Raw genomic sequence first — 24,376 nt, forward strand, 5'->3', positions numbered from 1 at the left:
TTACAAGCGGGTGCTGACCTCAGATAGGTCGGCTGCCGTACTTGTTATCCGGCTTCTTCGGTGGATCTGCCACCACGTTGGCCTCGACTTCCTGCACTTTGCCGCCTTTAGCGAGGAACTCTTCCATCGCACGGGCCAGGGCATCGCGCTCTTTATTCTTGGCTTCAACGCTCGGCAACTCATCTACCGACACAGCAGCCTTGGCTTTGCCTTTGGCAGCCGGGGCAGGCGCATCATCACCACCGTCGTCGTCAGCAACGTCTTCCGCCGCCGCTTCAAGACCTTCTTCGGTGTCGTCTTCGTCACCTACTTCGAGTTCGTCGTTTTCCAGATCATCGTCGCTCATGTTCTACCTCATGACTTGCGAAAAGCAGATTAGTTATAGCCCAGCTTCATCCTCTGTCGAGGCTGCCGAGGAAAAATCAACATCCACCGGATAACCAGTGGCTTATGCCCCATCACCGTACAAGGTGGCGAGGACTTTACGAGCACCGCCATGATCACGGTGCTCGCCCAGATAAATACAGTTTTGCGCCCATCGGCGCGCATTCTAGCGCGCTCTGGGAAAAAACAAAGTGTCGAATACGCCTACATGCCTGTAAGACATTCGCACGCTGAAAAGTGCCGTGTGCATCCCATCACAAACACGGCGTAAAAACCGCTACACATTGGTATGACTGACAAACACCAGGCAAAAAAATGCCCGGCAAGCCGGGCATCTTTTTTTCGCGTATTTACAAGTTGTAGCCGCGTTCGTTGTGTTGCGCCAGGTCGAGGCCGACGGCCTCTTCCTCTTCGGTCACCCGCAGGCCCATGACCATATCCAGCACCTTGAGGATGATGTAGGTCACGATCGCGGTGTAGATCACCGTGAAGCCAACGCCTTTGCACTGGATCCAGACTTGCGCAGCGATGTCAGTCACTGTGCCGAAGCCGCCCAAGGCAGGGGCTGCGAACACACCGGTGAGGATCGCACCGACGATACCGCCGATACCGTGCACGCCGAAGGCGTCCAGGGAGTCGTCGTAGCCCAGTTTGCGTTTTAGGCTGGTGGCGCAGAAGAAGCAGATCACACCGGCAACCAGGCCGATCACCAGGGCGCCCATCGGGCCCACGGTGCCTGCGGCTGGGGTGATTGCAACCAGGCCGGCGACCACGCCGGAGGCAATGCCCAGTGCGCTTGGCTTACCGTGGGTGATCCACTCGGCGAACATCCAGCCCAGCGCCGCCGCAGCGGTAGCGATCTGTGTAACCAGCATCGCCATACCGGCGGTGCCGTTGGCCGCAGCAGCGGAGCCGGCGTTGAAGCCGAACCAACCGATCCACAGCATCGCCGCGCCGATCAGGGTGTAACCCAGGTTGTGCGGGGCCATCGGGGTAGTCGGGAAGCCTTTACGCTTGCCGAGCACGATGCACGCCACCAGGCCAGCCACACCGGCGTTGATGTGCACCACGGTGCCGCCGGCGAAGTCCAGCACGCCCCAGTCCCACATCAGGCCACCGTTGCCGCTCCAGACCATGTGCGCGATCGGCGCGTAGACCAGGGTGAACCAGATCGCCATGAAGATCAGCATCGCGGAGAACTTCATACGCTCAGCGAAGGCACCGACGATCAGCGCCGGGGTGATGATGGCGAACGTCATCTGGAAGGTGATGAACACGGCTTCCGGGAACAGCGCCGCCGGGCCGGTGATGCTGGCCGGGGTCACGCCCGCCAGGAACGCCTTGCCCATGCCGCCGAAGAAGGAATTGAAGTTGACCACACCCTGTTCCATACCGGTGGTATCGAACGCGATGCTGTAGCCGTAGACGACCCAGAGGATGCTGATCAGGCCGGTGATCGCGAAGCACTGCATCATCACCGACAGAATATTCTTGGAGCGGACCATGCCGCCGTAGAACAGCGCCAGACCAGGGATGGTCATGAACAGCACCAAAGCGGTGGCGGTCAGCATCCAGGCGGTGTCGCCGGAATTGAGGACTGGAGCAGCCACTTCGTCTGCCGCCATGGCCAGGCTTGGCATTACGATGGACAACAGGGCTCCGAGCCCTGCGAATTTACGCAGAGTCATATTGTTTTCTCCTGGGGCGTTGGGGTTTGGCGGCTTAGATTGCGTCGGTATCGGTTTCGCCGGTACGGATGCGAATAGCCTGTTCCAGATTGACCACGAAGATCTTGCCGTCACCGATCTTGCCGGTGTTGGCGGCCTTGGTTATCGCCTCGATAACCCGGTCAAGATCCTTGTCGTCAATGGCGACATCAATCTTCACCTTCGGCAGGAAATCGACCACGTATTCCGCGCCACGATACAGCTCGGTGTGACCCTTCTGCCTACCGAAGCCTTTGACCTCAGTAACGGTAATGCCCTGCACGCCGATCTCGGACAACGACTCGCGTACATCGTCCAACTTGAACGGCTTGATGATGGCAGTGACTAGCTTCATGAAAACTCTCTCCCGAATTGGTGGACTTGCCCCAGGAAAACAAACCCGTCTCAAGTCTAAGCGCAGTGCCTGGCTTTGTAACGCGTCGTCGCCTCGGCATTTGCCTTTGCGACGCCAGCGAACCACTGGTGACGAAACCTGTACCCCTGATCCGTCGGCGCACTGCATTCGTCACAGCGACTGCATCAGTGCATGGGTCATGATCGTCTAAGCAGAAACCTTGCCAGCTCCGTAAAAATCACTGAAATCAGTCCTTTGCCCACTTACGCCCACCTACGGGGCTTTTTGATGACGGCAATGCGCACAAAAACAGTGCGTCGCCGCCCGACCCTCTGCGCGAAAAGCGTGCGCTTGCCTCCGTGAAAAAGACTATAGACGCTGCGTGATACACTGCCGGCCAACAGTTTTCCGGAATATTTCCCATGCTCGCGCCCAAAGACCTCCTCGACGCCCTGAGCGGCCACGCCTCTCGCCTGTTCAGCGGCGATACCCCATTGCCCCGCAATGAAATCGAAAGCCAATTCAAGGCATTGCTGCAAAGCGGTTTCAGCAAGCTCGACCTGGTGAGCCGTGAAGAGTTTGATAGCCAGATGGTCGTATTGGCCCGCACGCGTGCGCGGCTTGAGAGCCTGGAAGCGAAAGTCGCCGAACTGGAAGCCAAGCTCACGCCGCCTGCTGAATAAACGCGGTCAATGTGGGAGCTGGATACGTTCTGTAAAACCTCCCACCTTCGATAGCGTCACCCCTCGTCTACCCTTGAAAAAACCGCAGGAAGCGGCCCTCTTTTCAAGGAACGAGCATGTCCCTCGCCATCGTCCACAGCCGCGCCCAAATTGGCGTTGAAGCCCCTGCCGTCACCGTCGAAGTGCATATGGCCAATGGTCTGCCGTCCCTGACGCTGGTGGGTTTGCCGGAAACGGCGGTCAAGGAAAGCAAGGACCGGGTGCGCAGCGCCATCCTCAATTCCGCCCTGCAATACCCTGCCCGCCGTATCACCCTGAACCTCGCGCCCGCCGACCTGCCCAAGGACGGCGGGCGTTTTGACCTGGCGATAGCCCTGGGAATCCTGGCGGCCAGCGTGCAGGTGCCGGCGTTGATGCTCGACGACGTGGAATGCCTGGGAGAATTGGCACTGTCCGGTGAAGTACGGGCAGTGAAGGGTGTGTTGCCGGCGGCCTTGGCGGCGCGCAAGGCCGGACGCACCGTGATAGTGCCGCGGGCGAATGCCGAGGAAGCCTGCCTGGCGTCGGGGTTGAAAGTGATCGCCGTGGACCATCTGCTCCAGGTGGTGGCGCACCTGAACGGGCATCAGCCAATCGAGCCTTACAAGTCAGACGGTTTGCTGTACCTGAACAAGCCTTATCCGGATTTGAGCGAAGTACAGGGCCAGCTCGCCGCCAAGCGCGCATTGCTGATCGCGGCGGCGGGGGCGCATAACCTGCTGTTCAGCGGCCCGCCCGGCACCGGCAAGACATTGCTCGCCAGCCGCCTGCCGGGGTTGTTGCCACCGTTGAGTGAGCAGGAAGCACTGGAAGTGGCGGCGATTCAGTCGGTGGTCAGCCTGGCGCCACTGAGCCATTGGCCGCACCGACCGTTTCGCCAGCCGCATCATTCGGCATCAGGTCCTGCGTTGGTGGGCGGCGGCTCGAAACCACAGCCCGGCGAAATCACCCTCGCCCATCACGGAGTATTGTTCCTGGATGAATTGCCGGAGTTCGACCGCAAGGTACTGGAGGTGCTGCGCGAACCACTGGAGTCAGGACATATCGTGATTTCCCGCGCCCGTGACCGGGTGAGTTTCCCGGCCCGCTTTCAACTGGTGGCCGCCATGAACCCCTGCCCGTGTGGTTATTTGGGCGAACCCAGCGGGCGCTGTCGCTGTACACCGGAGCAGATCCAGCGCTATCGCAACAAACTCTCCGGACCCTTGATGGACCGGATCGACCTGCACCTGACGGTCGCGCGGGAAACCACGGCGCTGAACCCAACCCAACAGGTCGGCGATAACACAGCGACGGCCTCGGCTGAGGTTGCCGAGGCCCGCGAGCGCCAGTTACGGCGTCAGGGTTGTGCGAATGCCTTCCTGGACCTGCCTGGGCTGCGCAAGCACTGCAAGCTGGCGAAGGTCGATGAGGGCTGGCTGGAAACCGCCTGCGAGCGACTGACCCTGTCCCTGCGCGCCGCCCATCGCCTGCTCAAGGTAGCGCGCACCTTGGCGGACCTGGAGCAGGTGCCTGACATCACCCGTGAGCATCTGAAGGAGGCCCTGCAATATCGCCCGGCCTCCATCACCTGAGCCTCAGCGGAAGCGATCCACCTCATGCCGCAAGCCCGCCGCCAGCGTCTCCAACTCCTTGGCAGTAATCGCCAGGTTCGACACCACTTCACGCTGCTCGCTGTTGGCCAGCGCAATACTCTGCAGGTTGCTGCTGAGCAAGGTCGCGGTGCTGCTCTGCTCCTGGGTGGCAGTGGTAATCGCCGCGAACTGCTGGCCGGCCGAGCGGCTTTGCTCATCGATACGCGCCAGGGCCGACGCCACGTCGGCGTTGCGCGACAGGCCTTCCTGCATCAACACGTTGCCGCGCTCCATGGTGCTGATGGCGTTGCCGGTTTCCTGCTGGATGCTTTGGATCATCCCGGAGATTTCGTCAGTAGCCTCTCGGGTACGCGACGCCAGGTTGCGCACCTCGTCGGCGACCACGGCAAAGCCACGGCCTTGCTCACCCGCGCGCGCAGCTTCGATGGCAGCATTGAGCGCCAGCAGGTTGGTCTGTTCGGCAATCGAAGTGATCACGCCGACGATCCCGCCGATTTCCTGGGAGCGCTGGCCGAGGGTGTTGATCACCGTGGCCGTGCTGTTCAGGGCAGTGGCGATGTGTTCCAGGGACGACGACGCCTCTTGCATCGAGTTGCGCCCGATACGGGTTTGCTGGGCGTTTTCCTGGGCGAGACGTTCGGTGCTGCCCATGTTGTCGGCGATGTTCAGCGAGGTGGCGCTGAACTCTTCCACGGCGCCGGCCATGCTGGTGATCTCGCCGGACTGCTGCTCCATGCCTTCATACGCACCACCGGACAACCCGGACAACGCCTGGGCGCGGCTGTTGACCTCTTCGGCCGCCTTGCGGATATGCGAGACCATGGTCGACAGCGCTTCACCCATCTGGTTGAAACTGCGCGCCAACTGGCCGATTTCGTCATGGCTGGACACATTCAGGCGTGCGCTCAAGTCGCCCGCGCCCAAGGCCTCGGCCTGGCGCACCAGGTCGCCCAACGGCGCCAACTTGCTGCGCAGCAGCCACACGGTTGCACCGACTGCCAGCAACATGGCCAGCACGCTGCCGATTACCAGGCGGATGCCGACGTCCCAGGTCACCGAGCGAATCTCAGCCTTGGGCATGCTCGCGACTACTGCCCACGGCCCGCCTTCGAAGGGCACCGAGACGCTGTAGAAATCTTCGTTCTTGTCCGCCCAGAAGCGGCCCGCACCTGGCGTCTTGGCCAGGTCCAGCATCACTGGGATCGCCTGGTCCAGTGCCTGCACGCCAGCCGGCGGCACCAGCCAACGCTTCTGTTCATCGAGCAAGGCCAGGGAGCCGGTCTGGCCGATGCGGAAGCGCTTGAGGTTCTCGAACTGGGCGTTCTGGGCGTCGGTGTAGTCAAAACCGATGAACAGCACGGCGATGACCTGGCCGCTGCTGTCACGCACCGGGCTGTACTGAGTCATGTAGGAGCGGTCGAACAACACCGCCCGGCCGATGTAGGTCTGGCCGCTGAGCACGCGCTGATAGGCTGGCCCCTGACGATCCAGCACCGTACCGATGGCACGGTTGCCGTCCTGCTTGGTCAAGGAGGTGCTGATACGGATGAAGTCTTCGCCGCTGCGCACAAACACCGTGGCCACGCCGCCGGACATCTGCTTGAACTCATCCACTTCATCGAAGTTGTTGTTCAGCACTTCATTGCCCAGGGACAGGCTTGGGGTCTGTACCCCGGCCACGGTCACTGGCTGGTCGGCATGCACACTCAAGCCCGCGCCGAAGCGCTTTTCAAACAGCCCGCTCAAACGCTGGGTACTTTCGCGCAAGGTGCTGTGGAAGGTATTGAGTTGGTCGGCGAGCAAGCGCGCCTCACTGGCCAAGTGTTCCTCACGGGTGGCGAGGTTGGCGGAGTCGAGAGAACGCAAGGCAAACACTGTACTGCCGCTGATGACGACAGCCAAAATCAGGGCTAACGCGAGGCCTAACTGGGAGGCGATGCGGGCGCGAGGTTGAGACATGACAGCTCCTGGCCGAGGCCAGGATCATCCTGATCTCATAGCGCTGCTCGGCAAATTATCTAGTGGGTAGCGTTGGTGCACGATGGTTCCAACACACCTACTTCGGCGGGCCGAGGCAATACTTGAGCGAATCACAGGGGTATCACGCAAACGATTGCACGAACGGTCTATCGCCGCTCAATCAAGGCGTTCGACCTGGGGCAACTCCATGGCCTTGACCTCTGCCTGCAGAAACTCCGCCAGGCGCCGCAACCGCTCGCCACCGGGGCGGGTTTTCGGCCACACCAAATAGTAATTTTCACGACTGGCTACGGCCGTTGGCCAGGGTAGGCTGAGCCGCCCCTGGGCCACGTCTTCGGCCACCATCAGCAAGTCGCCCATGGAGACGCCGTAACCTCGCGCGGCGGCGATCATGCCCAGTTCGAGTGTGTCGAACACCTGGCCGCCCTTGAGCGACACCTGGGATGACAAGCCCATGCGCTCCAGCCAATTGCGCCAATCACGACGGTCGGGCGTGGGGTGCAGCAATTCGGCGGTGGCCAGCCGCTCGGCATCCCAGGGCCCATCTTCCAGCAGATTTGGCGCGCCGACCGGGATCAGCAATTCCGGGAACAGATAACTGGCTTCCCAATCCGCCGGAAAATGCCCGTAGCTCAGTAGCACCGCGCAGTCGAACGGCTCCTGGTTGAAGTCCACCTCGTCCACGCTCATCCAGGCGCTGGTCAGTTGCACCTCATTGCCCGGCTGCAACGCGCGGAAGCGGCTGAGTCGCGCCAACAGCCAACGCATAGTCAGGGTCGACGGCGCCTTCATGCGCAGGATGTCGTCTTCGGCATTCAAGGTATGGCACGCACGCTCCAGCGCGGCGAAACCTTCGCGCACACCGGGTAATAACAGGCGCGCCGCTTCGGTGAGTTGCAAGGTGCGGCCACTGCGCTGGAACAGCCGGCAGGCGAAGTGTTCTTCAAGCGTGCGGATATGTCGGCTCACCGCACTTTGCGTAATCGACAACTCCTCCGCCGCGCGGGTAAACGAGTTGTGTCGAGAGGCGGCTTCAAATGCTCGCAAGGCATACAGCGGAGGAAGGCGACGAGTCATCAGTAAATTCCTACAGAGCAGTACCGCACCCTACCAGATCGTCTGGCATGAGTTTAAGTCATGCACATCATCGCTTTAATCCTTTTGTGTAATGAATGGAGAGCGCCGAGAATCAACCCTTCCCCAACCCTCCGACTATTCGAGTGTGATGATCATGCAGCATCCGGCACGTACCGAACTCTGGGCCATTCTGCGGCTGTCAGGGCCGTTGATTGCCTCACAGTTGGCGCACATGCTGATGGTGTTGACCGACACCTTGATGATGGCGCGCCTGAGCCCCGAAGCCCTGGCTGGCGGCGGCCTGGGCGCGGCAAGCTATTCGTTCGTGTCGATTTTCTGCATTGGCGTGATTGCCGCTGTAGGCACGCTTGTCGCCATCCGTCATGGCGCCGGCGATATCGAAGGCGCCACCCGGCTGACCCAGGCAGGGCTGTGGCTGGCCTGGCTGATGGCCTTGGCGGCCGGCTTGCTGCTGTGGAACCTCAAGCCACTGCTGCTGATGTTCGGCCAGACTGAAACCAACGTGCAGTCGGCCGGGCAATTCCTGACGATCCTGCCGTTCGCCCTGCCCGGCTACTTGAGCTTCATGGCCCTGCGCGGCTTTACCAGCGCCATCGGCAAAGCCACTCCGGTGATGGTCATCAGCGTCGGCGGCACAGTACTGAATTACCTGCTCAACCACGCGCTGATCGAAGGCATGTTCGGCCTGCCCAAGCTGGGCCTGATGGGCATTGGCCTGGTCACCGCCATCGTCGCCAACGGGATGGCGCTGACGCTGATGTGGTACATCCGCAGCAACCGCACCTATGCGGCCTACCCATTGAGCAATGGCCTGCTGCGCCTGAACACCCAGTACCTGCGCGAGTTGTGGCGCCTGGGCCTGCCGATTGGGGGCACCTACGCGGTGGAGGTCGGGTTGTTTGCCTTTGCAGCGCTGTGCATGGGCACCATGGGCAGCACGCAGTTGGCGGCGCACCAGATTGCGCTGCAGATTGTGTCGGTGGCGTTCATGGTGCCGGCGGGGATGTCCTACGCGGTGACCATGCGCATCGGCCAGCATTACGGTGCAGGGCAGTTGCTGCAGGCACGCCTGGCCGGGCGTGTCGGCATAGGATTTGGCGCAACGGTGATGTTGGGATTTGCCGCCGTGCTGTGGCTTTATTCCGACCCATTGATCGGACTGCTTATCGACCACAACGACCCCGCGTTCCACGACGTGATCGTCCTGGCCGTCAGCCTGCTGGCAGTGGCCGCCTGGTTCGAGCTGTTCGACGGCGTGCAAACCATCGCCATGGGCTGCATTCGTGGGCTCAAGGACGCCAAGACCACCTTCCTGATCGGCGCGGGCTGCTATTGGTTGATTGGCGCACCGTCGGCGTGGTTGATGGCCTTCACCCTGGGCTGGGGACCGACCGGCGTGTGGTGGGGCTTGGCACTGGGCCTGGCGTGTGCGGCGGTCAGCCTGACCTGGGCGTTCGAAGCGAAGATGAAGCGGATGATTCGGCAGGAAGGCGCCGAGCCCGAAACCCGTGGTGGGTTCCAGGCTGCACAGCCCGATTAAAGCCCTTCGCCCACGCGGGCTTGCTGGCCGTTGCCGAAGGTCAGGTACTCCACCAACTCCGGTAACGGCAGCGGCTTGCTGATCAGGTATCCCTGGGCCTGGTCGCAGCCAAACAACCTCAACAACGCCAGCTGCTCCGGCGTTTCCACACCTTCAGCCACCACTTCGAGGTTGAGGTTGTGCGCCAGATTGATCATGGCGTGCACCAACTTGCGGTTCTCTTCACGCTCTTCCATGCCGCCAACAAAGCTCTTGTCGATCTTCAACAAGGCAATCGGCAGGCTGTTGAGGTGCACGAACGACGAAAAGCCGGTGCCAAAATCATCCAGGGAAAACCGCACGCCGAGGCGGCCGAGGGCGTCCATGGTCTGCTTGACCAGGTCGCTGCGGCGCATCACGGCGGTTTCGGTGAGTTCGAACTCCAGCCACTGCGCCTCAACGCCCCGCTCGGCAATCAGCCGGCTGAGGGTGGAAAGCAACTGGCTGTCCTGGAACTGGCGGAACGACAGGTTGACCGCCATGTGCAGCGGCGGCAGGCCGCGTTCACGCAGCTCCTGCATGTCGCGCAGGGCACGGGAGATGACCCAGTAGCCTAACGGCACGATCAGGCCGCTTTGCTCGGCCAGGGGCACAAACTCACTCGGCGGCAACAGGCCGCGCTCGCCATGTCGCCAGCGCACCAGGGCTTCAAGGCCGACGATATGCCCGTCGTCCAGGTCAAGGCGCGGTTGGTAATGCAGCTCCAGTTCGTCACGCCGCAAGGCGCGGCGCAGCTCGCTTTCCAGGTCGGCCAGGCTGCGCGCGTTGCGGTTGATACGCTCGTTGAAGATATGAAAGGTGCAGCCTTGGGTGCTCTTGGCCTGTTGCATGGCGATATGCGCGTGCCACATCAGTGGGTCGGCCCCGGCACGGGCGCGAGCATGGGCCACGCCCAGGCTGCAGCCGATCAGCAGGCTTTCGCCATCCACCCAATAGGGTTCGGCCATGACTTCGGTGATGCGCTCGGCCATCCATTCGGCACGCTGCGGCGCACGGCGGGTGTCGATCAACAAGGCGAATTCGTCACTGCCCAGGCGCGCCAACTGGTCCCCGACCTCAAGCTGGCTTTTGAGCCGCGAGACCACTTGCAGGATCAACCGGTCGCCGGCCTGGTGGCCGAGGGCGTCGTTGGCGTGGCGAAAGTTGTCGAGGTCCAGATGACCAAGGGCCAGGCCACGGCCTTCGTTCTCGGCCAGTCGCGCGGCCAACAGGGTCTGAAAACCCTGGCGGTTGGCGATGCCGGTGAGCGGGTCCTGTTCAGCCAGGCGTTGCAGGGTGTTTTCCAGCACACCGCGTTCGCGGACATGGCGCAGGCAGCGGCGCACTGTATCGGCGTCCAATACATCACGCACCAGCCAATCGCTGACGCCAAGTGGCGACACCAACGGTTCCTGCTCCAGCAGCAATACGCACGGCAAGCTGCAACGGCCAGGGCCGGGTTGCAGGCTGGGCGTGGTCAACAGCACGGCACTGTGATCGTCATCGAACAGACGGCTCACGGACTCCCAGTTTGGCGCGCTGATCAGCACAGCCCCATCGCCCATCGGCGCCAGGCACTCGCGCAACAACGCTGCCCACGCGGGCTCATCGGCCAGCAGCAGCAAACGCAAGGGTTCGACAGGCGTAGACAAGCTAGCTCCCTAGACTCTGCAAGATTTCGTTGGCGGCAGGCATTATGACCCGAGGCCCGATAATCACCAATGATAGGGGTTATCAAACACGCGAACTGTAAACAATAGTCCCAAACTGCCCCGACATCCTGCGGCAAAGTATCAAAACCGGCAAATTTAGATCGAGTGGTACGTCACATTGTCGTTCTGACAGAGCAGAATCCTGCGAGCCTGTTAAAATGCCCGCCCTTTTGAACAACGACTCCCTGAACTCTGTATGTCCCGACTCAATCCCCGGCAGCAAGAAGCCGTGAACTACGTCGGCGGCCCTCTATTGGTGCTCGCCGGTGCAGGCTCCGGCAAGACCAGCGTGATCACCCGCAAGATCGCGCACCTGATCCAGCAGTGCGGCATCCGCGCCCAGTACATCGTCGCCATGACGTTTACCAACAAGGCGGCGCGGGAAATGAAAGAGCGCGTCGGCACCCTGCTCAAGGGTGGCGAAGGCCGCGGCCTCACCGTGTGCACCTTCCACAACCTGGGTCTGAACATCATCCGCAAGGAGCATGTACGCCTTGGCTACAAGCCCGGCTTCTCGATCTTCGACGAAACCGACGTGAAGTCGCTGATGACCGACATCATGCAAAAGGAATACGCAGGCGACGACGGCGTGGACGAGATCAAGAACATGATCGGCGCCTGGAAAAACGACCTGATCCTGCCCGCCCAAGCCCTTGAAAACGCACGCAACCCCAAGGAACAGACCGCCGCCATCGTCTACACCCACTACCAACGCACGCTCAAGGCGTTCAACGCGGTGGACTTCGACGACCTGATCCTGCTGCCGGTGAAGCTGTTCGAAGAACACGCCGACATCCTCGAAAAATGGCAGAACAAGGTGCGCTACCTGCTGGTGGACGAATACCAGGACACCAACGCCAGCCAGTACCTGCTGGTGAAAATGCTGATCGGCAAGCGCAACCAGTTCACTGTGGTAGGCGACGACGACCAGTCGATCTACGCCTGGCGCGGCGCCCGTCCGGAAAACCTGATGCTGCTCAAGGACGATTACCCGTCCCTGAAAGTGGTGATGCTGGAGCAGAACTACCGCTCCACCAGCCGCATCCTGCGCTGCGCCAACGTGTTGATCTCGAACAACCCCCACGAGTTTGAAAAACAGCTGTGGAGTGAAATGGGCCACGGCGACGAGATCCGCGTGATCCGCTGCCGCAACGAAGACGCCGAAGCCGAGCGCGTGGCCGTGGAAATCCTCAGCCTGCACTTGCGCACCGACCGGCCCTACAGCGATTTCGCGATCCTCTATCGCGGCAACTACCAGGCCAAGCTGATCGAACTGAAATTGCAGCACCACCAGGTGCCGTATCGCCTGTCGGGTGGCAACAGCTTTTTCGGACGCCAGGAAGTGAAAGACCTGATGGCGTACTTCCGCCTGATCGTGAACCCGGACGACGACAACGCCTTTTTGCGTGTGATCAACGTGCCGCGCCGCGAAATCGGTTCCACCACCCTGGAAAAGCTCGGCAACTACGCCACCGAACGCAAGATCTCGATGTACGCAGCCACCGATGAAATCGGCCTGGGCGAACACCTGGACTCACGCTTCACCGATCGCCTGTCACGCTTCAAGCGCTTCATGGACAAGGTGCGCGAGCAGTGCGCCGGCGAAGATCCGATCAGCGCCCTGCGCAGCATGGTCATGGACATCGACTACGAGAACTGGCTGCGCACCAACAGTTCCAGCGACAAGGCGGCGGATTACCGCATGAGCAACGTCTGGTTCCTGATCGAAGCGCTGAAGAACACCCTGGAAAAAGACGAAGACGGCGAAATGACCGTCGAAGACGCCATCGGCAAGCTGGTGCTGCGCGACATGCTTGAGCGCCAGCAGGAAGAGGAAGACGGCGCTGAAGGCGTGCAGATGATGACCTTGCATGCGTCCAAGGGCCTGGAATTCCCCTACGTGTTCATCATGGGCATGGAAGAGGAAATCCTCCCGCACCGCTCCAGTATCGAAGCCGACACCATCGAAGAAGAACGCCGCTTGGCCTACGTGGGCATTACCCGCGCGCGTCAGACGCTGGCCTTCACCTTTGCCGCCAAGCGCAAGCAATACGGCGAAATCATCGATTGTGCCCCCAGCCGGTTCCTGGATGAACTGCCGCCGGACGACCTGGCCTGGGAAGGCAATGACGACACCCCGACCGAGGTGAAGGCCGTTCGCGGCAACACCGCCTTGGCGGATATACGCGCGATGTTAAAGCGCTAGAATCGACTACTTTTTAATCTACTTTCGGCGCACACCGCGCCATTAGAGGAAGCTTTCCGTGGAAGCACTGCACAAGAAAATTCGCGAAGAAGGCATCGTGCTTTCCGATCAGGTACTCAAGGTCGACGCCTTTCTGAACCACCAGATCGACCCGGCACTGATGAAACTGATCGGCGACGAATTCGCCGCACTGTTCAAGGATTCGGGCATCACCAAGATCGTCACCATCGAAGCCTCCGGCATCGCCCCGGCGATCATGACCGGCCTGAACCTGGGCGTACCGGTGATCTTCGCACGCAAGCAGCAATCCCTGACCCTCACGGAAAACCTGCTGTCGGCGACGGTGTACTCCTTCACCAAGAAGGTCGAGAGCACCGTGGCGATCTCCCCGCGCCACCTGACCAGCAGCGATCGTGTGCTGGTGATCGATGACTTTTTGGCCAACGGCAAGGCGTCCCAGGCGCTGATCTCGATCATCAAGCAGGCTGGCGCGACTGTTGCCGGTTTGGGGATCGTGATCGAGAAGTCGTTCCAGGGTGGTCGCGCGGAGTTGGATGCGCAGGGTTATCGCGTTGAGTCGCTGGCGCGGGTCAAGTCGTTGGAAGGCGGCGTAGTGACCTTCATCGAATAATCACGCCCGACAGGATTTTTGTAGTGAGCGAGCTTGCCTCGCGCGGGGCAAGCCCGCTCACCTCAAAAACCCGGCGCTGCTGGCTAATGTGCAGTCGCCTGCAGGCCAGCGAGCAACAGCCGCTGATACAAATCTTCCTTTAGCCCTTCCGGTTTATCCAACCGCATCCGCTTCAAGTGCTCTGGAAACGCCTCCGGCTCCGGCGCATCCAGCGCCGCCTTGCCCAGTTCCAGAATCTCCGTCAGCTTGAATTTGCTCTTGAGCCAGTTCAATGCACGCAACAAATCCCGCTCTTCATCTGTAAAGTCGCTGCCCAGCGGGTACTCCGGGAACAGCCGATGATGACGTGCCTGAATACCTTTGAGCCGCTCCGGCGTGTTATCGGCAAAACGCGGATCCAAGCGGAAATCCTTCGGCAACTTGCCGGCCTTCTGCGCCTGTTCGATCAAATCGTCCTGGAAGCGTGAGTCGGTAACGTTGAGCAACGCCTCGATCACTTTGGCATCCGTCTGACCGCGCAAATCGGCGATTCCGTACTCGGTGATGACGATATCCCGCAGGTGTCGGGGAATCGTGCAGTGGCCGTAATCCCAGACGATATTGGAACTGACCTCCCCCGCCGACTCACGCCAGCTGCGCAAAATCAGGATCGAACGCGCACCCTCCAGCGCATGCCCTTGGGCAACGAAGTTGTACTGCCCGCCCACGCCGCTGAGCACGCGGCCATCCTCCAACTGATCGGCCACGCCCGCGCCGAGCAACGTCACCATGATCGCGCTATTGATAAACCGCGCATCCAGGCGTTGCAGGCGCTTGAGTTCTTCCTGGCCGTACAGCTCATTGATGTAGCTGATGCGGGTCATGTTGAATTCAAGGCGTTTGGCGTGGGTCATTTCCTGCAGGCGCTGGTAGAAACTTCGCGGGCCGAGGAAGAAACCGCCGTGGATCGAGATGCCATCCGGCTGTGCGGCGTCATCCAGCAAACCGGCGTTGGCCTGTTCCTGCGTCGCCACGTCGGGGTAAACCTTGCGGCGGATAATCCCCGCGTCCGCCAGCACCAGCAGGCCGTTGACGAACATTTCGCTGCAACCGTAGAGGCCACGGGCGAACGGATCGACGCCGCCTTCATGGCTGATCAACGGCGCCCATTGATAAACGTCCAGGTCCGTCAGCAACAACCGGTAGGCTTCGTTATCCGCCTGGCGCGCCAGCAGCGCGGCGGTCAGCGCATCGCCCATGGAGCCGATGCCGATCTGCAAGGTGCCGCCGTCGCGCACCAAGGTACTGGCATGCAGGCCGATAAAGTGGTCCTGGAAACCCACCGGCATGTTCGGCGTGGAGAACAGCGTGGTGCTGTCTTTTTCATCGATCAGGTAATCGAAGGCGTCCATGCCCAACTCGGCATCGCCGGGCATATAGGGCAAATCGCTGTGGACCTGCCCGACGATCAGCACGGTTTCACCGGCATCGCGGCGCTTGGCGATCATCGGCAACAGGTCGAGGGTGATATCCGGGTTGCAGCTCAGGCTCAGGCGATCCGGGTGTTCGCTGCTGCTGGCAACCAGTTGCGCGACCAGGTTCAGGCCCGCGGCGTTGATGTCGCGGGCCGCGTGGCTGTAGTTGCTGCTCACGTAGTCCTGCTGCGCCGACTCACTGTGCAGCAAGCTGCCGGGCTGCATGAAGAACTGCTGCACGTGGATATTTTTCGGAAGGCCGTCTTTGTGCAGATCGGCCAAAAAATCCAGCTCGGGATAATCGCCAAACACCCGCTCGATAAAGGGTTCCAGAAAGCGCTTTTGCAACCCATCACCGAAGGGCGGTCGCCCCAGGGCCAGCGCGGTGTAGATCGTCAGTGAGCGCTCGGGCAATTTGGCGACACGCCGGTACAGCGCGTTGACGAACAGATTCGGCTTGCCCAGGCCAAGCGGCATGCCCATGTGGATATGCGCCGGCAAGCGCGCCAATACGTCGTCAACTGCTTGCTCGATTGAACACAACTGCACCATCCGACCCTCCTGAACATTCCATGATTAGGGGTTGGACCGAGCTTGCCGGGTCTTTGCTGCAAATAACAGGGCTGAAACACAAATCGCGGGTACAAAAAAGCCGCTCGTAAGCGGCTTTTTGGCGAAGATCGGTTTATTTCAAGCCGGACATCTTCTCGATCGCACCTTTGAGGTCATCATCCGAGCAATCGGAGCAGGTGCCTTTAGGTGGCATGGCGTTGATGCCAGTGATCGCCTTGGCCAGGATGCCATCCAGGCCGCCTTGATGATCGGCGCGTTCTTTCCAGGCCGCGGTGTCGCCGATTTTCGGCGCGCCCAACAGGCCGGTGCCGTGGCAAGCGTTGCAGTGCTTGGCGATGATCTCATTCGGCGTCTTTGCAGCGCCGCCGCCTGCGGCCACCGCCACTTCCATGCCTTTGCATTCCTGGCCCTGGACGCACACCTGGCCGACCGGCTCCAGGCGCTTGGCAATGTCATCATTGGTCGCAGCTTGAGCGCTGACAGCCCATAGGGCCAGTACGGTTGCTGGTGCAGCCAGCATTTTCATAATTAGGTTCACGCGTTCACCCTCAATGGTGGCTATTCACGCCTGCGGCCACGGTTTCGCAGGCGGCGAAAGTATAACGGTTAGCCCGCCTTGCCGAAACAACCCTATTAAATAAAGGGAGATTCGGCTTCACGGATACAGCTACGGGAGTCTCTGCAACGCTGGCAGGACGCCTCTTTTCTTAAAAGTTCGCGGGTGTGGCTGCGCTGATTAGTCGCGCCGGCACGTCGAACGGATTGCGAAAACGATGAGGCTTGGTGCTTTCAAAGTAGTAGCTATCGCCGGCTTCGAGCACAAAAGTTTCAAGACCGACCACCAACTCCAGGCGACCTTCCACCAGAATCCCGGTTTCTTCGCCTTCGTGGGTGAGCATTTCCTCGCCCGTGTCGGCACCCGGTGGGTAGATTTCGTTGAGAAATGCGATCGCCCGGCTGGGGTGAGCCCGGCCTACCAGTTTCATGGTGACGGCGCCGTCAGAGATGTCGATCAGCTCATTGGCTTTATAGACGATCTGCGTCGGTATTTCCTGGAGGATCTCCTCGGAAAAGAACTCGACCATGGACATGGGGATGCCGCCCAGCACCTTGCGCAAGGAGCTGATCGAGGGGCTGACGCTGTTTTTTTCGATCATCGAAATGGTGCTGTTGGTGACACCCGCGCGCTTGGCGAGCTCGCGCTGGGAAAGACCCTTCAGTTTACGGATGGATTGCAGTCGTTCGCCGACGTCCAATGCAGGAGCCTCCTAGGATTCAGGCTTTGTTGTAATTGAGCGTTATCATGGCGACAGCGTTCAGTATTTACAACACTTGGGCCTAAATCCCGGGCGGTTGTGTTCGTACCGGGCGATCAAGCGCCGCAATAGAGCCTTGGCACGCGGCGCAGGTTGCAGAACAGTTGGTAGGGAATGGTCTCGGCGGCGACCGCGACATCGCTGGCAAGGATGTTTTTACCCCACAGTTCCACGGTGGAACCGAGCCCGGCCTGCGGCACGTCCGTCAGGTCGATGCACAGCATGTCCATCGACACACGACCCAGCAACTGGCTGCGCTGCCCCGCCACCCATACCGGCGTACCGGTTGGCGCGTGACGCGGGTAACCATCGGAATAACCCATGGCGACGACACCGATGCGCATCGGCTTGGGCGTAATGAACTTGGCGCCGTAGCCCACCGGCTCACCGGCTGGCAGTTCCCTTACACAAATCACCTTGGATTCCAGGGTCATCACCGGTTGCAAACGCGATGCCACGGCCTGGTCTTCGCCAAACGGCGTGGCGCCGTAAAGCATGATGCCGGGGCGCACCCAGTCGCTGGACACATTCGGCCAGCCCATCACCGACGGCGAATTGCGCAGGCTGACTTCAGCCGACAAGCCCTGGCGCGCCGCTTCAAACACCGCCACCTGTTCATCGCTGCGCACGCAGTCAAGTTCATCGGCGCGGGCGAAGTGGCTCATCAAAACAATCTTGGCGACTTTGCCACTGGCCAGCAGGCGTTGGTAAGCCTCGTGATAATCCTTCGGATGCAGGCCAACACGGTGCATGCCGGAATCGAGCTTGAGCCAGATAGTCAGCGGTTTGCTCAGCTTGGCCTGTTCGATCGCATCCAACTGCCACAGCGAATGCACCACGCACCAGAAATCATGCTCAATGATCAGCGGCAGCTCGTCGGCCTCAAAAAAACCTTCCAGCAACAGCACCGGCGCACGAATCCCGGCGGCACGCAGCTCCAGGGCTTCCTCGATACACGCCACGGCAAACCCATCGGCCTCGGCTTCCAGCGCCTGGGCCACGCGCACGGCGCCATGCCCGTAGGCATCGGCCTTGATCACGGCAAGGGCCTTGGCTCCCGTGACTTCACGGGCCAATTGGTAGTTGTGGCGCAGGGCTTGGAGATCGATCAGGGCACGGGCAGGACGCATGGCGGCAGGCTTCTAGGCGGCAGAGTGAAGAAAAACCGGCACCGACCGACAACGTCGGCACCGGGAGAGGGATCGTTGTTAAGGCAGGGCCGCCACGACGGACAGCTCTACCAGGATTTCCGGTTCGCACAGCTTGGCTTCCACCGTGGCACGGGCGGGCGCGACACCTTTGGGCAGCCACTTGTCCCACACTGAATTCATGCCAGCGAAATCCGCGTCGATGTCCTTCAGGTAGATCGTCACCGACAGCAGCTTGCTCTTGTCAGTGCCGGCCAGGTCGAGCAAACGCTCGATATTGGCCAGGGTTTCACGGGTCTGCTGTTCAATCCCGGCGTTCATGTCGTCGCCGACTTGCCCGGCCAGATACACGGTACCGCTGTGAACAACGATCTGGCTCATGCGCTCATTGGTGAGCTGGCGCTGGATTGACATGTTGTGCGGACTCCTGGTGGTTGCCATAACGGGAAATATCGAGGCCTTCGGCGCAGATCTGCGGTGTTTTCTTCGCCATCAGGTCGGCCAGCAAACGACCGGAGCCACAGGCCATAGTCCAACCGAGGGTGCCGTGACCGGTATTCAGGAACAGGTTCTTGAACGGGGTGGCACCGACAATCGGCGTGCCGTCGGGGGTGGTCGGGCGCAGGCCGGTCCAGAAACTGGCTTCGGTCAAATCGCCGCCCTGAGGATAAAGGTCGTTGACGATCATCTCCAGGGTTTCGCGCCGACGCGGATTCAGCGACAGGTCAAAACCGGCTATTTCAGCCATGCCACCGACGCGGATGCGGTTGTCGAAACGGGTGATCGCGACCTTGTAGGTCTCGTCGAGAATCGTCGAAGTCGGCGCCATCGCCGGGTTGGTGATCGGTACGGTCAGCGAATAACCCTTGAGTGGGTACACCGGTGCCTTGATCCCCAGCGGCTTGAGCAATTTCGGCGAGTAACTGCCGAGGGCCAGCACGTAGCGGTCGGCGGTTTCCAGCGTGCCGTCGATCCATACGCCGTTGATACGGTCACCGGCGTAGTCGAGGCGCTGGATGTCTTGTTCGAAGCGGAATTCCACGCCGAGTTGCTTGCACATGTCGACCAGGCGAGTGGTGAACATCTGGCAGTCGCCGGTCTGGTCATTCGGCAGGCGCAAGGCGCCGGCGAGGATATCGGTGACGCTGGCCAGGGCCGGCTCAACGCGGGCAATGCCGGCGCGGTCGAGCACTTCGAACGGCACGCCGGACTCCTTCAGCACGGCGATGTCCTTGGCCGCGCCATCCAGCTGCGCCTGGGTGCGGAACAGTTGTGTCGTCCCCAGGCTACGGCCTTCGTAGGCAATGCCGGTTTCAGCGCGCAGTTCGTCGAGGCAGTCGCGGCTGTACTCGGACAGGCGCACCATGCGCTCCTTGTTCACCGCATAACGGTTGGCGGTGCAGTTGCGCAGCATCTGCGCCATCCACAGGTATTGGTCGATATCGGCGGTGGCCTTGATGGCCAGCGGTGCGTGGCGTTGCAGCAGCCACTTGATGGCCTTGAGTGGCACGCCCGGCGCGGCCCATGGCGACGCATAACCTGGGGACACCTGGCCGGCGTTGGCGAAACTGGTTTCCATGGCAGCGGCGGGCTGACGGTCGACGACCACCACTTCAAAGCCGGCCCGCGCCAAATAGTAGGCACTGGTCACACCAATGACGCCGCTACCCAAGACCAGAACGCGCATTTTTATATCCTCATCGCGGGCATGGCCGCTGACGTGTGTTATTCGAGCAATGATGAGCGCAGTTTAAAAAACAATTGCCAGTGCATTTCACTATATAACTGCCTATATTTGGCGACAATTCTCGGCAAAAACCCTTTTCACAGAGGCGTATCCCCTATGCGTACCAACACCCAGACCAAGCGGGAGCTGGACAAGATCGACCGCAACATCCTGCGCATCCTGCAAACCGATGGGCGTATTTCGTTCACGGAGCTGGGGGAAAAAGTCGGGCTGTCGACCACGCCCTGTACCGAGCGTGTGCGCCGGTTAGAGCGCGAGGGGATCATCATGGGCTACAACGCGCGGCTCAACCCGCAGCATTTAAAGGGCAGTTTGCTGGTATTTGTCGAGATCAGCCTCGATTACAAGTCCGGCGACACCTTTGAGGAGTTTCGCCGCGCGGTGCTGAAACTGCCTCATGTACTGGAATGTCACTTGGTCTCAGGCGACTTCGATTACCTGGTAAAGGCACGGATTTCCGAGATGGCGTCGTACCGTAAACTGCTGGGCGATATTTTGCTCAAGTTGCCCCATGTGCGGGAGTCCAAGAGCTATATCGTGATGGAAGAGGTGAAAGAGAGCCTGAACCTTCCGATCCCGGACTGAATAGCGGCTAAACCAAGACCTGTCGAGTGCTGGCCATGTACTCATGGATCTGTTTCTCCACCCGCGGATGAATCAGCTCCACCGGGCGCCGCCCATTCGGGCACGGCAGGGTCTTGGTGGTGCCGAACAGCCGGCAGATCAACGGCCGCTCGTCGTACACCGTGCAGCCGTTGGAGCCCAAGTGCACACAGTTCAGTTCATCCATGGCCGCATCCTGCTCGGCGGCGGTCTTGCGCGGCAGGCGCGACATTTCCTCGGGCGAGGTGGTCACCGGCCCACAGCAGTCGTGGCAACCGGGGACGCACTCGAACGAAGGAATCTGCCGACGCAGCGCGCTGATTTTCTGACTGTTGCAACTCATCGAAACACATACCGAACGGCGAATAGAGGGGGATTCTGCCGCAAAACGCCCCTCGCAGACAGCTTCCTCCGACCACTGTATCCTGCGTCAAATTTTCCAAACAGAGATGCCCTCCATGACAGCCAGCGCCCGGCATGCAGACTCTTACTACGCCGCCAGCAGCCTGGCGCAACTCGATCATCCGACGCTGACCGGCGAGGTGGTTGTGGATGTATGCGTTGTCGGCGGTGGTTTTTCTGGACTCAACACGGCTCTGGAACTGGCTGAGCGAGGCTTGCGTGTGGCGTTGCTGGAGGCGCGCAGACTCGGCTGGGGCGCCAGTGGACGCAATGGCGGACAGCTGATTCGCGGGGTCGGGCATGGCCTGGACCAGTTCGCCAACGTGATCGGCACCGACGGCGTGCGCCAGATGAAACTAATGGGCTTGGAAGCGGTGGAGATCGTGCGCGAACGCGTCGAGCGTTACCAGATTCCCTGCGACCTGACCTGGGGTTACTGCGACCTCGCCAACAAACCCCGCGACCTGCAAGGCTTGGCCGAAGACGCCGAAGAGCTGCGCGGCCTGGGTTATCGCCACGAAGTGCGCTTGCTGCACGCCAACGAGATGAGCAGCGTCATCGGCTCGGACCGCTATGTGGGCGGCATGGTCGACATGGGTTCCGGCCACCTGCACCCGCTCAATCTCGCACTCGGCGAAGCGGCCGTGGCGAAGTTGCTGGGGGTGAAGCTGTTTGAACACTCCGAAGTCACCCGCATCGATTACGGCCCCGAGGTCAACGTGCACACCGCCCAGGGCAACGTACGCGCCAAGACCCTGGTGCTGGCCTGCAATGCCTACCTCAACGGCCTCAACCCCCACCTGAGTGGCAAAGTGTTGCCCGCCGGTAGCTATATCATTGCCACCGAGCCATTGAGCGAAGCCCAGGCCGCCAACCTGCTGCCGCAGAACATGGCGGTGTGCGACCAACGTGTCACGGTGGATTACTTCCGATTGTCCGCCGACCGCCGCCTGCTGTTTGGCGGCGCCTGTCACTACTCCGGTCGCGACCCCAAGGACATCGGCGCTTACATGCGTCCGAAAATGCTGAAGGTGTTCCCGCAATTGGCCGACGTTAAAATCGATTACCAATGGGGCGGCATGATCGGTATCGGTGCCAACCGCTTGCCGCAGATTGGCCGCCTGGCCGACCAACCCAATGTGTATTACGCCCAGGCCTACGCCGGCCACGGCCTCAACGCCACCCATCTGGCGGGCAAGTTGCTGGCCGAGGCCATCAGTGGCCAGCAACAGGGGCGCTTCGACCTGTTCGCCCAGGTGCCACACATCACCTTCCCCGGCGGCAAGCACTTGCGCTCGCCGCTGTTGGCCCTGGGGATGCTCTGGCACCGCCTCAAAGAACTGGTGTGATTCAGTCGCGCCAGAAGGGTTTCAGACCTTCCTGGCGCGCCTGTTCGGCGGTCAACCCGACATCGCGCAATTGTTCACGGGTCAGATGCAGCAACGCCTTGCGCGTGTGACGACGGTGCCAGAACAGACCCCAGCGGCTGATATCGCGCGGCGCAGTCGCCCGCTCTTGCCCTGCCTGCAGTTCCTGACCGTGTAGCGCCAGCCGCACATCGCTCATGCCGTTCATTTTGCTGCCCCTCGTTTGCGTTGTTGCCTTGAGTGACCAGCATGGGCGCAGGGCAAAAACCATTACAGATTCAACCCGGTTTTATTAAATCCATACAGATACTGCCTACGGGCGGCTGAATCCTGTATTTTCTGGCTATCTGTAATGGTTTCTCAGGAGTGACTGCCATGACCCTGTACATGAACCTCGCCGAATTACTGGGCACTCGCATCGAACAGGGCTTTTATCGCCCTGGAGACAGGCTGCCTTCTGTACGGGCTTTGAGCGTGGAACACGGGGTCAGCCTGAGCACCGTGCAGCAGGCCTATCGCTTGCTGGAAGACAACGGCCTGGCGACGCCCAAGCCAAAATCCGGCTACTTCGTACCCGTCGGCCGCGAGTTGCCGGCCCTGCCTGAAGTCGGGCGTCCGGCGCAACGGCCCGTGGAGATATCGCAGTGGGACCAGGTACTGGAGTTGATTCGCGCAGTACCGCGCAAAGATGTCATACAGATGGGGCGCGGCATGCCGGATGTATTGTCGCCCACCATGAAGCCGCTGCTGCGCAGCCTGGCTCGCGTGAGCCGCCGCCAGGATCTGCCAGGGCTGTATTACGATAATATTCTCGGCTGTATGGAGCTGCGCGAACAGATTGCACGACTGTCACTGGATTCAGGCTGCCAACTGACGGCCGAGGACATCGTGATCACCACCGGTTGCCATGAGGCGCTGTCCGCGAGCATCCATGCGATCTGCGAGCCTGGCGACATCGTCGCGGTAGACTCACCGAGCTTCCACGGCGCCATGCAGACGCTCAAGGGCCTGGGCATGAAGGCCCTCGAAATCCCCACCGACCCGATCACCGGCATCAGCCTCGAAGCTCTGGAATTGGCGCTGGAACAGTGGCCGATCAAGGTTATCCAACTGACCCCCAACTGCAACAATCCCCTGGGTTACATCATGCCCGAAGCGCGCAAAAAGGCACTGCTGACCCTGGCCCAGCGCTTTGACGTGGCGATCATCGAGGACGATGTGTATGGCGAACTGGCCTACAGCTACCCACGCCCGCGCACCATCAAGTCCTTCGATGAGGACGGCCGTGTATTGCTGTGCAGCTCGTTTTCGAAAACCCTGGCGCCGGGTTTGCGCATCGGCTGGGTCGCGCCCGGTCGCTACCTGGAACGGGTGCTGCACATGAAGTACATCAGCACCGGCTGCACCGCGACACAACCGCAGATCGCCATTGCCGAATTTCTCAAAGGTGGCCACTTCGAACCGCATTTGCGGCGGATGCGCACCCAATACCAGCGCAATCGCGACTTGATGATCGACTGGGTCAGCCGCTACTTCCCCGCAGGCACTCGCGCCAGCCGCCCTCAAGGCAGTTTCATGCTCTGGGTCGAACTGCCGGAAGGCTTCGATACGCTGAAACTCAACCGGATCCTGATTGAACAAGGCGTACAGGTGGCCGTCGGCAGCATCTTTTCGGCGTCGGGCAAATACCGGAACTGCCTGCGCATGAACTACGGTGCCAAGCCCATGCCGCAGATTGAAGAAGCTGTGCGCAAGGTGGGTGCTGCCGCCATCAAGCTGTTGGCCGAGGCTGCCGACTGACCTTTCGCGGGAATTTGCC

General features: G+C 60.8%; 22 protein-coding genes and 1 pseudogene. 8 read left to right on the forward strand and 15 right to left on the reverse strand.

The annotated features are described in order from the left end of the window. Window positions 1–19: 19 nt before the first annotated feature. From sutA to glnK, 4 genes and pseudogenes are all read right to left on the reverse strand, one after another. Window positions 20–346 (reverse strand): transcriptional regulator SutA, encoded by a 327-nt coding sequence (sutA, locus tag HX823_RS11275; RefSeq protein WP_016975879.1) that lies wholly within the window; start codon window positions 344–346, stop codon window positions 20–22. A 102-nt stretch (window positions 347–448) separates the two neighbouring features. After that, a pseudogene (locus HX823_RS11280) lies at window positions 449–523 on the reverse strand (YjbQ family protein); the annotation flags it as partial. 211 nt (window positions 524–734) lie between these two features. Continuing rightward, window positions 735–2,072: an ammonium transporter gene (locus tag HX823_RS11285; RefSeq protein ID WP_016975881.1), complete on the reverse strand. Its 1,338-nt coding sequence runs from the start codon at window positions 2,070–2,072 to the stop codon at window positions 735–737. A 34-nt stretch (window positions 2,073–2,106) separates the two neighbouring features. Further along, a complete protein-coding gene (gene glnK / locus HX823_RS11290) occupies window positions 2,107–2,445 on the reverse strand; it encodes a P-II family nitrogen regulator (RefSeq protein WP_002555808.1) in 339 nt (112 codons plus the stop codon). 422 nt (window positions 2,446–2,867) lie between these two features. Between glnK and HX823_RS11295 the strand changes: the two genes are divergently transcribed. Beyond that, complete coding sequence (locus tag HX823_RS11295; protein ID WP_038843546.1) at window positions 2,868–3,128, forward strand: accessory factor UbiK family protein; 261 nt, start codon at window positions 2,868–2,870, stop codon at window positions 3,126–3,128. Between the two features lie 116 nt (window positions 3,129–3,244). Then, a complete protein-coding gene (locus HX823_RS11300) occupies window positions 3,245–4,741 on the forward strand; it encodes a YifB family Mg chelatase-like AAA ATPase (RefSeq protein ID WP_177074897.1) in 1,497 nt (498 codons plus the stop codon). 3 nt (window positions 4,742–4,744) lie between these two features. On the opposite strand, the gene HX823_RS11305 is transcribed toward HX823_RS11300, so the two are convergent. Both HX823_RS11305 and HX823_RS11310 read right to left on the reverse strand, forming a co-directional pair. Next, complete coding sequence (locus tag HX823_RS11305) at window positions 4,745–6,721, reverse strand: methyl-accepting chemotaxis protein (RefSeq protein WP_038843542.1); 1,977 nt, start codon at window positions 6,719–6,721, stop codon at window positions 4,745–4,747. 177 nt (window positions 6,722–6,898) lie between these two features. Continuing rightward, the gene (locus HX823_RS11310; protein WP_033901962.1) at window positions 6,899–7,819 is read right to left on the reverse strand and encodes a LysR substrate-binding domain-containing protein; all 921 of its coding nucleotides are present in this window, start codon (window positions 7,817–7,819) and stop codon (window positions 6,899–6,901) included. A gap of 148 nt (window positions 7,820–7,967) precedes the next feature. Here HX823_RS11310 and HX823_RS11315 point away from each other — a divergent pair, with 148 nt between their 5' ends. After that, the gene (locus HX823_RS11315) at window positions 7,968–9,380 is read left to right on the forward strand and encodes a NorM family multidrug efflux MATE transporter (protein WP_177074898.1); all 1,413 of its coding nucleotides are present in this window, start codon (window positions 7,968–7,970) and stop codon (window positions 9,378–9,380) included. Here HX823_RS11315 and HX823_RS11320 read toward each other — a convergent pair. Next, window positions 9,377–11,050: a bifunctional diguanylate cyclase/phosphodiesterase gene (locus tag HX823_RS11320; RefSeq protein WP_177074899.1), complete on the reverse strand. Its 1,674-nt coding sequence runs from the start codon at window positions 11,048–11,050 to the stop codon at window positions 9,377–9,379. The two genes, HX823_RS11315 and HX823_RS11320, sit on opposite strands and share 4 nt — an antisense overlap. Before the next feature lie 256 nt (window positions 11,051–11,306). Here HX823_RS11320 and rep point away from each other — a divergent pair, with 256 nt between their 5' ends. Then, the gene (gene rep, locus HX823_RS11325) at window positions 11,307–13,316 is read left to right on the forward strand and encodes a DNA helicase Rep (RefSeq protein ID WP_016975907.1); all 2,010 of its coding nucleotides are present in this window, start codon (window positions 11,307–11,309) and stop codon (window positions 13,314–13,316) included. A gap of 58 nt (window positions 13,317–13,374) precedes the next feature. Beyond that, complete coding sequence (locus HX823_RS11330) at window positions 13,375–13,947, forward strand: xanthine phosphoribosyltransferase (protein ID WP_025856334.1); 573 nt, start codon at window positions 13,375–13,377, stop codon at window positions 13,945–13,947. Window positions 13,948–14,030: 83 nt separating this feature from the next. On the opposite strand, the gene HX823_RS11335 is transcribed toward HX823_RS11330, so the two are convergent. The 6 genes from HX823_RS11335 to dadA form a co-directional block, all read right to left on the reverse strand. Then, window positions 14,031–15,953: an acetyl-CoA hydrolase/transferase family protein gene (locus tag HX823_RS11335; RefSeq protein ID WP_177074900.1), complete on the reverse strand. Its 1,923-nt coding sequence runs from the start codon at window positions 15,951–15,953 to the stop codon at window positions 14,031–14,033. 133 nt (window positions 15,954–16,086) lie between these two features. Continuing rightward, window positions 16,087–16,500 carry a cytochrome c5 family protein gene (locus tag HX823_RS11340; RefSeq protein WP_177074930.1) on the reverse strand — a complete coding sequence of 138 codons (414 nt, stop codon included), beginning with the start codon at window positions 16,498–16,500 and terminating at the stop codon, window positions 16,087–16,089. A 181-nt stretch (window positions 16,501–16,681) separates the two neighbouring features. Beyond that, complete coding sequence (locus tag HX823_RS11345; protein ID WP_003176893.1) at window positions 16,682–17,230, reverse strand: cupin domain-containing protein; 549 nt, start codon at window positions 17,228–17,230, stop codon at window positions 16,682–16,684. 116 nt (window positions 17,231–17,346) lie between these two features. Further along, window positions 17,347–18,420 (reverse strand): alanine racemase, encoded by a 1,074-nt coding sequence (alr, locus tag HX823_RS11350; RefSeq protein ID WP_177074901.1) that lies wholly within the window; start codon window positions 18,418–18,420, stop codon window positions 17,347–17,349. A gap of 78 nt (window positions 18,421–18,498) precedes the next feature. Beyond that, window positions 18,499–18,852 carry a RidA family protein gene (locus HX823_RS11355; RefSeq protein WP_038843532.1) on the reverse strand — a complete coding sequence of 118 codons (354 nt, stop codon included), beginning with the start codon at window positions 18,850–18,852 and terminating at the stop codon, window positions 18,499–18,501. Then, a complete protein-coding gene (gene dadA, locus HX823_RS11360) occupies window positions 18,824–20,125 on the reverse strand; it encodes a D-amino acid dehydrogenase (RefSeq protein ID WP_177074902.1) in 1,302 nt (433 codons plus the stop codon). Before dadA ends, HX823_RS11355 begins: the two co-directional genes overlap by 29 nt. Window positions 20,126–20,281: 156 nt before the next feature. Here dadA and HX823_RS11365 point away from each other — a divergent pair, with 156 nt between their 5' ends. Continuing rightward, window positions 20,282–20,770: an Lrp/AsnC ligand binding domain-containing protein gene (locus tag HX823_RS11365; RefSeq protein ID WP_003176896.1), complete on the forward strand. Its 489-nt coding sequence runs from the start codon at window positions 20,282–20,284 to the stop codon at window positions 20,768–20,770. A gap of 7 nt (window positions 20,771–20,777) precedes the next feature. Here the strand turns inward: HX823_RS11365 and HX823_RS11370 are convergent, their stop codons facing one another. Beyond that, the gene (locus HX823_RS11370) at window positions 20,778–21,131 is read right to left on the reverse strand and encodes a YkgJ family cysteine cluster protein (RefSeq protein ID WP_038843530.1); all 354 of its coding nucleotides are present in this window, start codon (window positions 21,129–21,131) and stop codon (window positions 20,778–20,780) included. A gap of 115 nt (window positions 21,132–21,246) precedes the next feature. On the opposite strand from HX823_RS11370, the gene HX823_RS11375 reads away from it, so the two are divergent. Next, the gene (locus HX823_RS11375) at window positions 21,247–22,539 is read left to right on the forward strand and encodes an FAD-binding oxidoreductase (protein ID WP_177074903.1); all 1,293 of its coding nucleotides are present in this window, start codon (window positions 21,247–21,249) and stop codon (window positions 22,537–22,539) included. 1 nt (window position 22,540) lies between these two features. Here the strand turns inward: HX823_RS11375 and HX823_RS11380 are convergent, their stop codons facing one another. Then, window positions 22,541–22,765 carry a DUF1127 domain-containing protein gene (locus tag HX823_RS11380; protein WP_016975915.1) on the reverse strand — a complete coding sequence of 75 codons (225 nt, stop codon included), beginning with the start codon at window positions 22,763–22,765 and terminating at the stop codon, window positions 22,541–22,543. Window positions 22,766–22,932: 167 nt separating this feature from the next. Between HX823_RS11380 and HX823_RS11385 the strand changes: the two genes are divergently transcribed. After that, window positions 22,933–24,357 carry a PLP-dependent aminotransferase family protein gene (locus HX823_RS11385; RefSeq protein ID WP_177074904.1) on the forward strand — a complete coding sequence of 475 codons (1,425 nt, stop codon included), beginning with the start codon at window positions 22,933–22,935 and terminating at the stop codon, window positions 24,355–24,357. Window positions 24,358–24,376: the final 19 nt, after the last annotated feature.

Source organism: Pseudomonas sp. P7759, from assembly GCF_013386445.1.
In the GTDB taxonomy this organism is placed as follows: domain Bacteria; phylum Pseudomonadota; class Gammaproteobacteria; order Pseudomonadales; family Pseudomonadaceae; genus Aquipseudomonas; species Aquipseudomonas azotoformans_A.